Below are 15,471 nucleotides of genomic sequence, written 5' to 3' on the forward strand. Positions count from 1 at the left end.
CATTTCGCCCCGTTTCTTCATCTTACGCTGCAACATCATCCTGTCGCAAAACGCGATGTCCATGCGCAATCAGCGCATCAGTTACCCGACGCATCAAACGACTCTCTGGCGCAAAGCGATGCCAGTAAAGCATACGACGTTGCTGCAGGCCCGGCGTCAAGTCGATCAGCTCGCCGCTAGCCAGTTCACGCTCAATTTGCAGGTGCGGAATCATACAGCAGGTTGAACCCTGACGGGCCATCTGCACAAACGCTTCCGATGAGTTCACAATATGACAGGGCACGCTGCCCGGTGATAAGTCGAAATTCTGCTGCAAAAATGCCTGATGCATATCATCAAGATGATCAAATGCCACCGCAGGCGCCTTTAGCAGCGCTGAACGCGTCACGCCATTTGGAAAGAAGCGATCGGCGAAATCGGGTGAGGCGACAAACAGATAATCTAAAGCGCCAAGCTGATCAACCAGACAGCTGGGTAGCGGCTGAGGTTGAATACTCACTGCACCCACCACTTCGCCGCGGCGCAGACGTTCCTGCGTGCGGGTTTCATCTTCGACCTGTAAATTGAGCCGCACCGGCGAATCAGCCAGTACATCTTTCAGTGCGGGTAACAGCCAGGTTGCCAGACTGTCGGCGTTAACTGCCAGCGACAGCAGCAGCGGCGCAGTACCGCTGTTATCATCGCCACCGAGCCATTCTTCTTCCAGCAACTCTACTTGATGCAACAACGCGAGTAATTTTTGCCCTTGTTCGGTTGGGCGGGGCGGTACGGTACGCACTAACAGTGGCTGACCAAACAGGTTTTCCAGCTGTTTGATACGCTGTGAGACCGCAGATTGGGTGATACATAATTTTTGTGCGGCGCGCTCAAAGCCGCGTTCACGTATCACAGCATCCAGCGCCTGAAGCGTTCGGTAATCGGGGCGTTTCATTCTTGTTCTCTCTCCTTCAGGATGGACGTTACTATGCCATAAAAGTGCCACATGTGACGGATGTCTAACTTTTTTGTGGGCTGGCTTCCAAAGCGATTAATCCAGCACACTCACCCGAGCATTTTTAACAAGCCTTGCTTTATACTACGCGCACCCCGTTGTCGCACAGGTTTTAAACATATCATGACCCAGGATGAACTGAAAAAAGCCGTAGGTTGGGCTGCACTCGATTATGTGCAGCCAGGAACAGTGGTTGGCGTTGGCACCGGTTCGACCGCTGCACACTTTATTGATGCGCTTGCTACGATGAAGCATCAAATTGAAGGCGCTGTATCGAGTTCGGAAGCCTCTACCCAGAAACTGAAAAGCCTTGGCATTCAGGTATTTGACCTGAACGAAATCGATAGCTTATCGATCTACGTTGATGGGGCCGATGAAATCAATCCACAGATGCAAATGATCAAAGGCGGCGGTGCGGCACTTACGCGTGAGAAGATTGTGGCTGCGGTAGCGGACACCTTTATCTGTATCGCCGACACCTCTAAAGAGGTGGATGTACTCGGCCATTTCCCGCTGCCGGTTGAAGTCATTCCTATGGCGCGTAGCTTCGTGGCGCGTGAGCTGGTTAAGCTGGGCGGCCTGCCTGAATACCGTCAGAAAGTGGTTACCGACAACGGCAACATTATTCTTGATGTGCATAATCTCCGCATCCTTGACCCTATTGCTTTAGAAAAAGCGATTAATGCTTTGCCTGGCGTCGTGACCGTTGGACTTTTTGCTGCACGCTCCGCGGATATTGCACTGATCGGCGGCCCAGATGGCGTTAGAACCATCAAAAAATGATCTGCCCGGCACTGTCGGTATGCCACTAATTTCTTCTCGTGAAACATCTTTTCTTACAGGGATGAAATTTGGTGACTTATGTCACATAAGCGGCATTGACAGCGGGTTCGTTCTCCCTTAATTGCTCAGATCCCGATTTTGTACGGCAATGTGCTGCTGCTGGACGTTGCCGTGCTGGTAGCCAGGCAATCGTTTGTATTGCCGGACGCGTAAATTTTGATATTTTGACAGAAGGCTGGCTTATGGTAGCCCTCGTTGAATACTGAATAGGGTCGGGAAATGGCAAAGGTATCACTGGAAAAAGACAAAATTAAGTTCCTGCTGGTGGAAGGTGTCCATCAGAGCGCGCTGGATAATCTGCGTGCAGCAGGTTACACCAATATTGAATTCCACAAAGGTGCATTGGATTCGGAGGCGTTAAAAGCATCCATCCGCGATGCGCATTTTATCGGTATCCGTTCCCGCTCCCAACTGACTGAAGAGATCTTTGCAGCAGCTGAAAAACTGGTCGCTGTTGGCTGCTTTTGCATTGGGACCAACCAGGTCGATCTGGATGCTGCTGCCAAACGCGGTATTCCGGTCTTTAATGCGCCATTCTCAAATACCCGTTCGGTAGCCGAACTGGTAATTGGTGAAATGCTGTTAATGCTGCGCGGTATTCCAGAAGCCAATGCCAAAGCGCATCGCGGTATCTGGAACAAAAACGCGAAAGGCTCGTTTGAGGCTCGCGGCAAGAAGCTTGGCATCATTGGATATGGCCATATCGGTATGCAGTTAGGCGTGCTGGCTGAAAGCCTGGGCATGCATGTTTACTTTTATGACATCGAAAATAAACTGCCGTTGGGCAACGCAACACAGGTGCGTGGTCTTAATGAACTGCTGAACCTGAGCGATGTCGTCACGCTGCATGTGCCTGAAACACTGTCGACGCAAGATATGATCGGTGCAGATCAGCTGGCGCAGATGAAGCCAGGCGCGCTGCTGATTAACGCTTCACGTGGCACGGTTGTTGATATTCCAGCCCTGTGTAATGCATTGGCGAGTAAGCATGTCGGTGGTGCTGCAATCGACGTATTCCCGGTGGAGCCAGCAACCAACAGCGATCCATTTATCTCCCCGCTTAGCGAGTTTGATAACGTGATTCTTACGCCACACATTGGTGGTTCTACCGAAGAAGCGCAGGAGAATATCGGGATCGAAGTAGCCGGTAAACTGGCGAAATATTCCGACAACGGTTCTACGCTTTCTGCGGTGAATTTCCCAGAAGTGTCGCTACCAATGCATGGTGTCAGCGCCAGCCGTTTGCTGCACATCCACGAAAACCGTCCGGGCGTGCTGACGGCAATCAACCAAATATTTGCTGAGCAGGGCATTAACATCGCTGCGCAGTATCTACAAACGTCGCCATATATGGGTTATGTGGTGATTGATATTGATGCTGAGAAAGAGCTGGCTGATAAAGCACTGAACCTGATGAAAGCCATTCCGGGCACGATACGCGCTCGTTTGCTTTACTGATCATTATCTCCGTCATAGCTCAAGCCGCAGATGCGTTGGCTATGTTAGCTCACCCGGGTCACTTACTTGTGTAAGCTCCTGGGAATGAGCTAACGTGTCGCCTTCCTGCAACGCCCATTATTTAGGGTATAGAAGCGGATATACATACGGTAAGAGGCGCTGTTTAGCGCCTCTTTTTTTATTCCCATTGCCAGAGCTTTGACGGTGTTAACACCGCAGGCAGCGGTACATCCCATTCCGCAACCGGCAGCGCATCGACCAGTTGACAATCATGCGCCAAACCAACCGGTAAAAAACCATGCTGTTTCCAATTCTGCAACGTGCGGTCATAAAAACCGCCGCCCATGCCCAACCGTTGTCCCTGACGATCAAACGCCACCAGAGGCACCATCATCACATCAATTTGATCAAGCGTAATCAGATGACGGATATCGAGTGGTGGCTCAGGAATGCGCAGCTTGTTGAGCGTGAGTGAGGTCTCTGGCGTGTAGCGCAAAAACAGCAGATTTCCGGGTGAAAAGGGATGCAGCACCGGCAGGCAAACCTGTTTTCTTTGTTGCCAGAGTTTAGCAATCAGCGGGCGCGTGTTGAGTTCACCATCTACCGATAAAAACAGGGCGACGTTTTGTGCTTCAGTGATGGGGGCGAGATTGATGGCATGTTCGGCAAGAAGGTCAGCAGCATTTTCTTGCTGATCGTCGGTTAAGGCACGGCGCAAATGACGCACATGTTGACGAATATCCTGACGCAGTAAAAAAGAGGGTTCTGACATGGTTTCCCCACAGGATAAGCCGCTGAAGAAGCAAACTATATCATGCATTGCAATCATGCAACGTGGGGAAGAAAACCAGGACTACAAAGAAGAGATCTCCGAGATGCCGCCGTAGGCTGTAACCCTTGAACCCTTGGTTCAAGGTGAATATGCCGTCGCAACCATCAGGCTTCTCGGACGGACCGAGCATGCTCACAGGTTACGGAGCGTCACATTCTGTTTTTTTGAAATATCGGCTCAGGGGACTGGCCCACATGCAAACATCTCAGAGAAAATTTACCTCACCGTTACTCTATCATAGCAACCATGAAGTTTTATTCGAACTTCGCATCTTCGCGATCAGTAATGCGACCTTGCTCAACTAATGCCTGTTCAATCGTCTGCTGCAACATTCTAATACGTTGTTCCATATTAGCAGCATAATCGCGCGTCTTGCCTTTTTCTTGTGCCAACTCGTGGCAGACGTTTAACGCGGCGATGAACACCAGTTGTTCTGTATTGGTGACTCTAGTGCGAACTTTTAAATCTTGCAACCGTTGATTGAGATCTTCAGCCGCAGTATTCAGCGCATCTTGCTGTTCAGGCGGACAATTCACTCTCAACGAACGACCAAAAATTTGTAAATCTACCGGTTGTGCAGACATGCCACCCTTCCTGACTGATTACTTAGCCCGCAACTCCCTTAGCAGTCAATGGCTTGGGAGGCGGGCAACTATATAGACCCGCGAAATAAGTTACAACCCCTTTTCTGGAAACCTTGAGGCAGCTAGTGGTAGCATAACACGAACTTATTCCGCCAACGACGATGAAAACTTATGTCCTTACAGAACGCAACTCCTGATTACAACGCACTAGCGGCGGCGCTCTCTCAGCAGGGTGTTGGCATGACACCGGCAGAAATGCACGGACTGATTAGCGGCATCCTGTGTGGCGGAAATCAGGACACGAGCTGGAAAGCGCTGGTCCACGATCTGGCCAACGAAGGCATGGCTTTTTCGCAAAGCCTGTCGCTGCCGCTGGAATCGCTGCATGAAAATATTGCCACTGCCTTGGAAGATGACGGTTTTCTCTTTCAACTGATGTTGCCAGATGAAGATGACATCACGGTCTTTGACCGCGCCGACGCGCTGGCTGGCTGGGTAAATCATTTCCTGCTTGGCCTTGGTGTGACGCAGCCTAAGCTTGATAAAGTCACAGGCGAAACCGGCGAAGCGATTGATGATTTACGCACCATTGCGCAGCTTGGTTATGACGAAGATGAAGATCAGGAAGAGCTAGAGCAGTCGCTGGAAGAGGTGGTTGAGTATGTGCGTGTAGCGGCACTGCTATGTCATGACACCTTTACCCGACCGCAACCGACTGCGCCTGAAATGCAGAAACCAACGCTACACTAAGCCAGGTATTTCAGGACGCCGACGAGCGCATATCAACAGCGTCTTCTTTAACAGCGTGCTTGTAAACCGCGTTCTTATCAACAGCGTTCTTATAAACAGGGAGTGCAGACATGATTTCACTGGAAACTTTTCAGCAGCGTCGTCAGGCGCTGTTAGCTAAGATGGCACCCGGCAGCGCAGCATTGATTTTTGCCGCGCCGGAAGTGACGCGTAGCAATGACACCGAATACCCGTTTCGTCAGAACAGCGACTTTTGGTATTTCACCGGTTTCAACGAGCCGCAGGCGTTGTTGGTGCTGATTAAAAGCAATGAAACGCATAATCACAGCGTGTTATTCAACCGTGTCCGCGATCTCACTGCTGAAGTCTGGTTTGGACGCCGTCTGGGGCAAGACGCTGCCCCCGCTAAACTGGCCGTGGATCGTGCGCTACCCTGGGACGATATCGGCGATCAGCTGCATTTGCTGTTGAATGGCCTGGACGTGGTTTATCACGCACAAGGCGAGTATGCCGAAAGCGACACTTTGGTGTTTAACGCTCTCGAAAAATTGCGTCGTGGTTTTCGCCAGAACTTGAGTGCGCCCGCAACGGTCACCGATTGGCGTCCTTGGGTGCATGAAATGCGCTTGTTCAAAAGCCCGGATGAGATTGAGATCCTACGCCGGGCAGGAAAAATCAGTGCGCTGGCGCATACCCGCGCCATGGAAAAATGCCGTCCTGGGATGTTTGAATATCAGCTGGAAGGCGAAATTCTTCATGAATTTAGTCGCCACGGTGCACGTTTCCCTTCCTATAACACCATCGTCGGCTCAGGCGAGAATGGCTGCATTCTGCATTACACCGAAAATGAATCTGAATTGCGTGACGGCGATTTAGTGCTGATTGACGCCGGCTGTGAATTCCACGGTTATGCAGGTGATATCACTCGCACCTTCCCGATAAACGGTAAATTCAGCCAGCCACAGCGCGAAATCTACGACATCGTACTCGCTTCGCTCTACACCGCATTGTCGCTGTTCCGTCCCGGGATCAGCATTCGCGAAGTGAATGATGAAGTGGTGCGTATCATGATCACCGGCTTGGTCGAGTTGGGCGTACTGCAAGGTGATGTTGATGCCTTGATCGCTGAAGATGCACATCGTCAATTCTACATGCACGGTTTGAGTCATTGGATGGGATTGGATGTCCACGACGTGGGGCATTACGGCACCCCAAGTCGCGATCGTATCCTTGAACCTGGCATGGTGTTAACCATCGAACCGGGTCTCTACATCGCGCCAGACGCAGACGTGCCAGCCGAATACCGCGGCATTGGTATCCGTATCGAAGATGACATTGTGATCACTGAAACCGGTAACGAAAATCTCACCGACAGCGTAGTGAAAGACCCGGAAGCGATTGAAGCCCTGATGGCGGCGGCACAGCGCGCATGAGTATTATCATTGCGGGTGGCGGTATGACCGGCGCAACGCTGGCGCTGGCGATTTCACATCTCACGCAAGGCACGCTGCCGGTGACGTTGATTGAAAGTATCGAACCCGCCAGTCGCGCCCATCCCGGTTATGATGGACGTGCAATTGCGCTTGCCGCAGGAACATGCCAGCAGTTAGCGGATATCAATATCTGGCGCAGCCTTGAAAGCTGCGCAACGCCGATTACGCGCATTCACGTTTCGGATCGGGGCCATCTCGGCTTTGTTTCCATGACCGCAGAAGAGCAGGCTATTCCGGCGCTGGGGCAGGTGGTAGAACTGTTTGATGTTGGGCAACGTTTATTTGCCGCGTTGAAAAAGGCGCCTGGTGTGACCTTGCGTTGCCCGGCCCGCGTTATGCAGGCGACGCGCACGCAAGATAAGGTGCAGGTGACGCTGGATAACGGTGAACAGCTGGAAAGCGCTTTATTAGTGGCGGCAGACGGTTCACGTTCTGCGCTTGCTGCATCATGCGGCATTCAGTGGCAAACCGAGGATTATCATCAGTTGGCGTTGATTGCCAACGTCACTACGCAGCTTCCACATCAGGGCCGCGCTTTCGAGCGTTTTACGGAACACGGTCCTTTAGCGTTATTACCGATGTCAAACAATCGGCTATCACTGGTGTGGTGCCATCCGCTTGCTGCGCGCAGCCAGATTGAAAGCTGGAGCGACAGCGAATTTCTTTTTCAGCTACAGCGCGCATTCGGTTGGCGTTTAGGTAAATTTATTCAAACGGGTCAGCGCGAATGTTATCCGCTGGCCTTACAGCAGGCGACGCAGCAGGTTACGCATCGCGTCGCGGTGGTGGGCAATGCAGCACAAACGCTGCATCCAATTGCAGGACAGGGCTTTAACCTTGGACTGCGTGATGTGATGTCACTGGCGGAAACTGTGGCGGCGGCGCATCGTCACCAGCAGGATACTGGCAGTTACGCGGTATTACACCATTATCAGCAGCGTCGTCAGCACGATCGCGACACCACAATTGGTATCACGGATGGATTAGTGCGCCTGTTCGCCAATAGCCACGCGCCGCTGATTGTTGGCAGAAATCTGGGCTTACTGGCGATGGATCATCTGCCGTGGCTGCGAAATCAACTGGCTGAGCGCACGCTTGGCTGGGTTAAGCGTTAATTTAAGGGGCAGCGATGCAAACTTTTGATGTGGTGATCGCCGGTGGCGGCATGGTAGGTCTGGCCGTTGCCTGTGGTTTGCAGGGCAGTGGACTGCGCGTTGCCGTGCTAGAGAAGGCGGCTGAACCGCAATTTACTGCCAAAGCCTTGCCTTCGATTCGCGTGTCGGCTATCAACGCCGCGAGCGAACGCTTGCTGCAAAAGCTGGATGTCTGGCCGACGATTTTGTCGCTGCGCGCCAGCGCTTATCACGGCATGGAAGTCTGGGATAAGGATAGCTTTGGCTCCATCTCATTTGACGATGAACACCAAGGGTTGTCACATCTTGGCCATATTATTGAAAATCCGGCGATCCACAGCGCCTTGTGGCAACGCGCCACTGTCTGCAGTGATGTCACGTTAATAGCACCTTCACAGCTGCAACAGGTCGCTTTTGGTGACAATGAAGCCTTTATCACCCTGCAAGATGGCAGCATGGTAAGCGCGCGTTTGCTGATTGCCGCTGACGGTGCTAATTCGTGGCTGCGCAACAAAGTCGATATCCCCGTCACCTTCTGGGATTATGATCATCACGCTTTGGTTGCCAATATTCGCACCGACTTGCCGCATGATGGCATCGCGCGGCAGGTGTTTCATAGCGACGGCATTCTGGCGTTTCTGCCTATGCAAGATCCGCATCTTTGTTCCATTGTCTGGTCGCTGTCACCGCAAGAATCAAGCCGTCTTGAAACCATGCCTGAAGCGCTGTTTAATCAGCAACTGGCGGTGGCATTCGATATGCGTCTTGGCTTGTGTCATTTGGAAAGTGAGCGCAAATCATTCCCGCTTACGGCGCGCTATGCACGTAACTTTGCAGCACACCGTCTGGCGTTAGTCGGCGATGCCGCGCACACCATTCATCCGTTGGCAGGCCAAGGGGTAAATCTCGGTTTTATGGATGCGGCAGAGTTGATTGGCGAAATTCGTCGCCTTCATCAGGAAGGTAAAGATATCGGCCAGCACCTCTATTTGCGCCGTTACGAGCGCAGTCGCAAACACAGCGCGGCGCTGATGCTGGCGAGCATGCAGGGCTTTCGTGAACTGTTCGCGGGTAATAACCCAGCGAAAAAGCTGCTACGTGACGTTGGCCTGAAACTGGCAGACACGTTACCAGGTGTGAAACCAATGATGTTAAAGCAGGCGATGGGCCTGAACGATATGCCGGACTGGCTACGTTAATTCCTTATCCCATTGTTTATGAAGCCAGCATTTTGCTGGCTTTTTTTATGCCTAAAAAGGCATTGCACCATAAAAAGGCAGGCCCGCACCGCGATTGTGCCTCGTTTGATTTATTCTAATTTTGCGCGCTTGTTCGCATTACTTTTATTTATCCAAAAGCTTTTTCGCCAAAGTGATTTTTTAACATCCTGCGAGTCATTACGCATAAATTTACTGCATATAAACTCCACAACTGCATTTAATGCGTGATAAATCACAAAATTGTGGTTTTTTATCCTGACACAATAAAAAGTTCGCTACGCTAGGTGCCTCGTTTCGACCTCGTTCTGCTTATGGTTAAACGCCACATTCGGTGGTAACGTCAACCCAAAGAGAACGTTTGCGTCGGCGCTAAATTTGACGCACGTTGAACCTCACTCGCTTTTGCACAGGATGGTTATGACTCAGCAAACCCCTTTGTTTGAACAGCATCAAACCTGCGGTGCCCGCATGGTGGATTTTCATGGCTGGATGATGCCGCTGCATTACGGCTCTCAGATGGATGAACATCATGCCGTGCGTAATGATGCGGGCATGTTTGATGTCTCCCATATGACTATTGTCGACCTTAAAGGCCCACGCACGCGTGAATTCCTCCGCTATCTGTTGGCCAATGATGTCGCGAAACTGACCCAACCTGGCAAAGCGCTTTACACCGGGATGCTGAACGCATCGGGTGGCGTTATTGACGATTTAATTGTTTACTTTATGACCGAAGAGTTTTTCCGTTTAGTGGTGAACTCCGCGACGCGTGAGAAAGATCTCGCCTGGATCGCTGAACATGCGGAGGGCTACGGAATTTCGCTGACCGAGCGTGACGATTTAGCGCTGATTGCTGTTCAGGGGCCACAGGCGCAGCAAAAAGCGCAGACGCTGTTCAGCGCCGAGCAGCGTCAAGCGGTAGAAGGCATGAAGCCATTCTTCGGTGTGCAGGCGGGCGACTTATTTATCGCGACGACCGGTTATACCGGCGAAGCGGGCTATGAAATTGCACTGCCTGCAGGCGAAGCAGCAGATTTCTGGCAGCGTTTAGTCGCCGCTGGCGTTAAACCTGCTGGTTTGGGCGCGCGCGATACGCTGCGTCTGGAAGCGGGGATGAATCTCTACGGTCAGGAAATGGACGAAGGTGTCTCTCCGCTGGCGGCCAACATGGGTTGGACGGTGAGTTGGGAACCCAGCGATCGTCAGTTCATCGGTCGCGAAGCGCTGGAGTCGCAGCGTAAGCAGGGCACTGAAAAACTGGTGGGTCTGGTCATGACTGAAAAAGGGGTGCTGCGTAACGGCTTAACCGTTCGCTTTACTGATGAACAAGGTCAGCCACAACAAGGCATTATTACCAGTGGTTCCTTTTCTCCCACTTTGGGTTACAGCGTCGCCCTTGCCCGCGTTCCGGCTGGCGTAGGCGACAGCGCAGTGGTAGAAATTCGTAACCGCGAAATGCCGGTAAAGGTAACCAAACCCATTTTTGTCCGCGCCGGTAAACCGGTCGCACAATAAATTTTATTCAGGAGAAATGGCGATGAGCAATGTGCCAAGTGAGTTGAAGTACCGTGATAGCCACGAGTGGGTGCGTAAAAACGCTGATGGTTCTTATACCGTTGGCATTACAGAGCACGCACAAGAGTTACTTGGCGACATGGTTTTCGTTGATTTGCCAGAAGTTGGCGCAACGTTTAGCGCAGGTGAAGAGTGCGCGGTAGCGGAATCTGTTAAAGCCGCTTCCGATATCTACGCGCCAATCAGCGGTGAAATTGTTGCCGTCAACGAAGCCTTGGGCGATTCGCCTGAAACGGTTAACAGCGATCCTTATGAAGGTGGTTGGCTGTTCCAAATCAAAGCCAGCGATGAGTCAGAGCTCGACTCGATGCTGGATGCTGATGCTTATAAAGCGTCCATCGACGAGTAATCGTTGAGCGGCCTCATGCAGAGGCCGCCATTATTTTTGCACTTTCAGTTCCCCAGCCCGATTCAGGATTTACTGCTAATGACCCAGACTCTCAGCCAGCTTGAACATAACGGTGCATTCATTGAGCGCCATATCGGTCCTTCACCTGAGCAACAAGCGGTGATGCTTGACGCTATCGGCGCCAGTTCGCTGGAGGCGTTAATCGGCTCCATCGTTCCTGCGGATATCCAACTCCCGGGGCCACCAGCTGTAGGTGAAGCCGCTACTGAGCAGCAGGCGCTGGCGGAGCTGAAAGCTATTGCCAGCCAGAATCTGCGTTACAAATCCTGGATCGGCATGGGATACAGCGCGGTCATCACACCGCCCGTTATTTTGCGTAACATGCTGGAAAATCCAGGCTGGTACACGGCATACACGCCTTATCAGCCTGAAGTTTCACAAGGTCGCCTTGAAGCGTTGCTGAACTTTCAGCAGGTAACGATCGATCTGACCGGTATGGATATCGCCTCTGCATCATTACTCGATGAAGCCACCGCTGCTGCCGAAGCCATGGCGATGGCAAAGCGCATCAGTAAGCTGAAAACCGCGAACAAATTCTTTATTGCCGATGATATTCATCCGCAAACTCTGGATGTCGTACGTACCCGTGCAGAAACCTTTGGTTTCGAATTGATCATCGATCGCGCCGATAAAGCGTTGGATCACGACGATCTGTTTGGTGTATTGCTCCAACACGTGGGCACAACTGGCGAAGCGCATGACTACAGCAAACTGATTACCGAGCTGAAAGCGCACAAAGTAATTGTCAGTGTCGCCGCCGACTTTATGTCACTGGTGATGTTAGAAGCGCCAGGCAAGCAGGGTGCAGATATCGTTTTCGGTTCTGCGCAGCGTTTCGGTGTTCCGATGGGCTACGGCGGGCCACACGCCGCTTTCTTCGCCAGCCGTGATGAGCACAAGCGTTCTATGCCAGGCCGCATTATCGGGGTTTCTCGTGATGCTGCAGGCAATACTGCGCTGCGTATGGCGATGCAAACCCGCGAGCAACATATTCGCCGTGAGAAAGCTAACTCCAACATCTGTACTTCGCAGGTGCTGCTGGCCAATATCGCGGGCCTTTATGCGGTGTTCCATGGTCCGGTCGGCTTGAAGCGCATCGCTTCGCGTATTCACCGTTTCACCAATATTCTGGCTGCGGGCCTGCAAAATGGTGGCTTGAAGCTGCGTCATCATCACTGGTTTGACACGTTAACCGTTGAAGTCGCGGACAAAGCAGCGGTGCTGAGTCGTGCTGTCAGCTTTGGCGTTAACCTGCGCAGCGACATTCATAATGCTGTTGGCATCACATTGGATGAAACCACCTGTCGTGAAGACATCAGCGCGCTGTTCGCCATTCTGTTAGGTGATACGCACAATCAAGATATCGATAAGCTCGACGGTGAAGTCGCCGCAGACAGCCAGTCAATCCCGGCAGGTCTGCAACGTCAAAGTGAAATCCTGACCCATCAGGTCTTCAACCGTCATCACAGCGAAACTGAGATGATGCGTTACATGCACAGCCTGGAGAAAAAGGATCTGGCGCTGAACCAGGCGATGATTCCACTAGGTTCCTGCACCATGAAACTCAACGCCGCAGCGGAAATGATCCCTATTACCTGGCCTGAGTTTGCTGAACTTCATCCATTCTGCCCGGCTGAGCAGGCAACCGGTTATCTGCAGATGATTGGTCAACTGTCGCAGTGGTTGGTGCAACTTACCGGTTACGACGCACTGTGCATGCAGCCGAACTCTGGCGCCCAGGGCGAATACGCGGGTTTATTGGCAATTCGCCGTTATCACGAAAGTCGCAACGAAGGCGATCGCCACCTTTGCCTAATCCCAAGTTCAGCACACGGTACTAACCCCGCTTCTGCGCAGATGGCAGGCATGGACGTGGTGGTGGTGGCGTGTGATAAGCAGGGCAACATTGATCTGGGCGATTTGCGCGAGAAAGCCGCGCAGGCTGGCGATAAACTTTCCTGCATCATGGTGACTTATCCGTCAACGCACGGTGTGTATGAAGAAACCATTCGTGAAGTGTGCCAGATCGTTCATCAGTACGGCGGTCAGGTTTACCTTGATGGCGCAAACATGAACGCTCAGGTCGGCATCACCACGCCAGGTTACATCGGCGCGGATGTTTCGCACCTGAACCTGCACAAAACCTTCTGCATTCCACACGGCGGCGGCGGCCCAGGCATGGGACCGATCGGCGTGAAAGCGCATTTAGCACCGTTTGTGCCGGGCCACAGCGTAGTACAAATTGACGGCGTACTGACACAGCAGGGCGCAGTATCCGCTGCCCCGTTTGGTAGCGCTTCAATTCTGCCAATCAGCTGGATGTATATCCGCATGATGGGCGCTGAAGGTCTGAAGCAGGCGAGTTCTGTCGCGATTCTGAATGCCAACTACATCGCCAGCCGTTTGCAATCCGCTTATCCGATTCTCTACACCGGCCGTGATGGTCGCGTGGCGCATGAATGTATTCTCGACATTCGTCCGCTGAAAGAGCAAACCGGCATCAGCGAGCTGGACATCGCTAAGCGTCTAATCGACTACGGCTTCCATGCTCCAACTATGTCCTTCCCGGTTGCCGGTACGCTGATGGTTGAGCCAACCGAGTCTGAAGGCAAAGTGGAGTTGGATCGCTTTATCGACGCGATGCTGTCAATTCGCATGGAAATTGATCGCGTAGCCGACGGCGAATGGCCTGCGGAAGATAACCCGTTGGTCAACGCGCCGCACACCCAGATGGAAATTGTTGGCGAATGGGCGCATCCGTACAGCCGCGAACTGGCGGTATTCCCGGCAGGTAATCACAACAAATACTGGCCGACGGTAAAACGTCTGGATGATGTGTTTGGGGATCGTAATTTGTTCTGTTCCTGTGTACCGATGAGCGAGTACCAATAATTTACCCGTCCTACCCGTCATACTTCGCGCTGCAGATGCGTTGGCTGCGTTAGCTCACCCCGGTCACTTACTTATGTAAGCTCCCGGGGATGAACTCACTTGCCGCCTTCCTGCAACGCGAATTATTTAGGGTAAGCCCGTCATACATAACGCTGCAGATGCGTTAGCTGCGTTAGCTCACCCCGGTCACTTACTTATGTAAGCTCCCGGGGATGAACTCACTTGCCGCCTTCCTGCAACGCGAATTATTTAGGGTAAGCCCGTCATACATGACGCTGCAGATGCGTTGGCTGCGTTAGCTCACCCCGGTCACTTACTTATGTAAGCTCCCGGGGATGAATTCACTTGCCGCCTTCCTGCAACGCGAATTATTTAGGGTAAATATTGTGTTAATGAACAAGATTTACTCGCCATTCTTAGTGCAGCAGATGTACTGGCTATGAATTATTTAGGGTAAAAGGCGTGATTTCCTTTAATTTAAGGACCGAATCTTCGGTCCTTTTTTATGGAGGCAATAATGGAACTTGCATTAGTCACAGGTGCCAGTCGAGGTATTGGTCGCGCGACAGCGTTAATGCTGGCAGCAAAAGGCTATCGGGTGGCGGTCAATTATCGTCAGCGTGAAGCGGAAGCGTTACGTGTGGTGGAAGAAATTCAGCAGCAGGGCGGCGACGCTTTTGCGGTACAAGCTGATATCGGCAATGAAGATCAGTTGATGGCGATGTTTGAACGGCTGGATGAACAAGACGCGCCGTTAACCGTGTTGGTTAACAATGCCGGTATTCTGTTCAAGCAGTGTCGCGTGGAACAACTCGATGCGGCACGTATTCAACAGGTGTTTGCTACCAATGTCACAGGCACCTTTCTCTGCTGTCGTGAAGCGGTAAAACGTATGGGAACCCATCATGGCGGAAAAGGAGGAGCCATCGTCAATGTCTCTTCTGCGGCATCACGGTTGGGGGCGCCGAATGAATATGTCGATTACGCAGCCTCAAAAGGCGCAATGGACACGCTAACAAAAGGGCTATCGCTGGAAGTTGCGCAGCAGGGCATTCGGGTAAACGCGGTTCGGCCAGGACTGATTTACACTGAAATGCATGCTGATGGGGGTGAACCGGGCCGAGTTGATCGGCTAGGCAGTGCACTTCCAATCGGGCGCGGCGGTCAGGCGGAAGAGATTGCTGAAGCGATAGTCTGGTTAGCCAGCGATGCCGCTTCCTACATCACCGGAAGCTTTATTGATGCTGCAGGCGGTCGCTAAGACAACAACGCCGCAGAGATAAGCTGCGGC

The 15,471-nt window shown here is 52.2% G+C and carries 13 protein-coding genes and 1 other RNA gene; 10 read left to right on the forward strand and 4 right to left on the reverse strand.

Going from position 1 to position 15,471, the window contains the following annotated elements; genetic code table 11:
- Positions 1 to 22: 22 nt before the first annotated feature.
- Positions 23 to 931 (reverse strand): LysR family transcriptional regulator ArgP, encoded by a 909-nt coding sequence (locus tag MUG06_RS14500; protein WP_215845674.1) that lies wholly within the window; start codon positions 929 to 931, stop codon positions 23 to 25.
- A gap of 183 nt (positions 932 to 1,114) precedes the next feature.
- Between MUG06_RS14500 and rpiA the strand changes: the two genes are divergently transcribed.
- Positions 1,115 to 1,774 (forward strand): ribose-5-phosphate isomerase RpiA, encoded by a 660-nt coding sequence (gene rpiA / locus MUG06_RS14505; protein WP_215845675.1) that lies wholly within the window; start codon positions 1,115 to 1,117, stop codon positions 1,772 to 1,774.
- Positions 1,775 to 2,053: 279 nt separating this feature from the next.
- Positions 2,054 to 3,292: a phosphoglycerate dehydrogenase gene (serA, locus tag MUG06_RS14510; protein ID WP_215845676.1), complete on the forward strand. Its 1,239-nt coding sequence runs from the start codon at positions 2,054 to 2,056 to the stop codon at positions 3,290 to 3,292.
- A gap of 178 nt (positions 3,293 to 3,470) precedes the next feature.
- Here serA and MUG06_RS14515 read toward each other — a convergent pair whose 3' ends face one another.
- From MUG06_RS14515 to zapA, 3 genes are all read right to left on the reverse strand, one after another.
- The gene (locus MUG06_RS14515; protein WP_243079023.1) at positions 3,471 to 4,064 is read right to left on the reverse strand and encodes a 5-formyltetrahydrofolate cyclo-ligase; all 594 of its coding nucleotides are present in this window, start codon (positions 4,062 to 4,064) and stop codon (positions 3,471 to 3,473) included.
- Positions 4,065 to 4,155: 91 nt separating this feature from the next.
- A non-coding RNA gene (gene ssrS, locus MUG06_RS14520) (6S RNA) lies at positions 4,156 to 4,339 on the reverse strand.
- A 39-nt stretch (positions 4,340 to 4,378) separates the two neighbouring features.
- On the reverse strand, positions 4,379 to 4,708 hold the full coding sequence (zapA, locus tag MUG06_RS14525) for a cell division protein ZapA (protein WP_215845678.1): 330 nt from the start codon (positions 4,706 to 4,708) through the stop codon (positions 4,379 to 4,381).
- A gap of 171 nt (positions 4,709 to 4,879) precedes the next feature.
- Here zapA and MUG06_RS14530 point away from each other — a divergent pair, with 171 nt between their 5' ends.
- From MUG06_RS14530 to MUG06_RS14565, 8 genes are all read left to right on the forward strand, one after another.
- Entirely contained in the window at positions 4,880 to 5,458 is a 579-nt protein-coding gene (locus tag MUG06_RS14530; RefSeq protein WP_215845679.1) for a YecA family protein, read from the forward strand.
- A gap of 110 nt (positions 5,459 to 5,568) precedes the next feature.
- Entirely contained in the window at positions 5,569 to 6,891 is a 1,323-nt protein-coding gene (pepP, locus tag MUG06_RS14535; protein ID WP_243079024.1) for a Xaa-Pro aminopeptidase, read from the forward strand.
- Positions 6,888 to 8,066, forward strand: coding sequence for a 2-octaprenyl-6-methoxyphenyl hydroxylase (ubiH, locus tag MUG06_RS14540; RefSeq protein ID WP_243079025.1), 1,179 nt, complete (start codon positions 6,888 to 6,890; stop codon positions 8,064 to 8,066). The genes pepP and ubiH overlap by 4 nt, the downstream gene beginning before the upstream one ends.
- Before the next feature lie 14 nt (positions 8,067 to 8,080).
- A complete protein-coding gene (gene ubiI, locus MUG06_RS14545) occupies positions 8,081 to 9,283 on the forward strand; it encodes an FAD-dependent 2-octaprenylphenol hydroxylase (protein WP_243079026.1) in 1,203 nt (400 codons plus the stop codon).
- Between the two features lie 438 nt (positions 9,284 to 9,721).
- The gene (gene gcvT / locus MUG06_RS14550) at positions 9,722 to 10,819 is read left to right on the forward strand and encodes a glycine cleavage system aminomethyltransferase GcvT (protein ID WP_243079027.1); all 1,098 of its coding nucleotides are present in this window, start codon (positions 9,722 to 9,724) and stop codon (positions 10,817 to 10,819) included.
- Between the two features lie 22 nt (positions 10,820 to 10,841).
- On the forward strand, positions 10,842 to 11,228 hold the full coding sequence (gene gcvH, locus MUG06_RS14555) for a glycine cleavage system protein GcvH (protein WP_215845683.1): 387 nt from the start codon (positions 10,842 to 10,844) through the stop codon (positions 11,226 to 11,228).
- A 78-nt stretch (positions 11,229 to 11,306) separates the two neighbouring features.
- Positions 11,307 to 14,180, forward strand: coding sequence for an aminomethyl-transferring glycine dehydrogenase (gene gcvP, locus MUG06_RS14560; protein WP_215845684.1), 2,874 nt, complete (start codon positions 11,307 to 11,309; stop codon positions 14,178 to 14,180).
- A gap of 517 nt (positions 14,181 to 14,697) precedes the next feature.
- A complete protein-coding gene (locus MUG06_RS14565) occupies positions 14,698 to 15,441 on the forward strand; it encodes an SDR family oxidoreductase (protein ID WP_243079028.1) in 744 nt (247 codons plus the stop codon).
- Positions 15,442 to 15,471 lie beyond the last annotated feature (30 nt).

It is taken from the genome of Pantoea sp. MQR6 (assembly GCF_022761075.1).
GTDB classification, from domain to species: Bacteria; Pseudomonadota; Gammaproteobacteria; order Enterobacterales; family Enterobacteriaceae; genus Pantoea; species Pantoea phytostimulans.

Bases quoted from the DNA above. Each gene is read 5' to 3' on its own strand.
- ubiH (WP_243079025.1), top strand. From the start codon at position 6,888: ATGAGTATTATCATTGCGGGTGGCGGTATGACCGGCGCAACGCTGGCG.
- gcvT (WP_243079027.1), top strand. From the start codon at position 9,722: ATGACTCAGCAAACCCCTTTGTTTGAACAGCATCAAACCTGCGGTGCC.
- ubiI (WP_243079026.1), top strand. From the start codon at position 8,081: ATGCAAACTTTTGATGTGGTGATCGCCGGTGGCGGCATGGTAGGTCTG.
- rpiA (WP_215845675.1), top strand. From the start codon at position 1,115: ATGACCCAGGATGAACTGAAAAAAGCCGTAGGTTGGGCTGCACTCGAT.
- MUG06_RS14565 (WP_243079028.1), top strand. From the start codon at position 14,698: ATGGAACTTGCATTAGTCACAGGTGCCAGTCGAGGTATTGGTCGCGCG.
- serA (WP_215845676.1), top strand. From the start codon at position 2,054: ATGGCAAAGGTATCACTGGAAAAAGACAAAATTAAGTTCCTGCTGGTG.
- gcvP (WP_215845684.1), top strand. From the start codon at position 11,307: ATGACCCAGACTCTCAGCCAGCTTGAACATAACGGTGCATTCATTGAG.
- gcvH (WP_215845683.1), top strand. From the start codon at position 10,842: ATGAGCAATGTGCCAAGTGAGTTGAAGTACCGTGATAGCCACGAGTGG.
- MUG06_RS14530 (WP_215845679.1), top strand. From the start codon at position 4,880: ATGTCCTTACAGAACGCAACTCCTGATTACAACGCACTAGCGGCGGCG.
- MUG06_RS14500 (WP_215845674.1), bottom strand. From the start codon at position 931: ATGAAACGCCCCGATTACCGAACGCTTCAGGCGCTGGATGCTGTGATA.
- zapA (WP_215845678.1), bottom strand. From the start codon at position 4,708: ATGTCTGCACAACCGGTAGATTTACAAATTTTTGGTCGTTCGTTGAGA.
- pepP (WP_243079024.1), top strand. From the start codon at position 5,569: ATGATTTCACTGGAAACTTTTCAGCAGCGTCGTCAGGCGCTGTTAGCT.
- MUG06_RS14515 (WP_243079023.1), bottom strand. From the start codon at position 4,064: ATGTCAGAACCCTCTTTTTTACTGCGTCAGGATATTCGTCAACATGTG.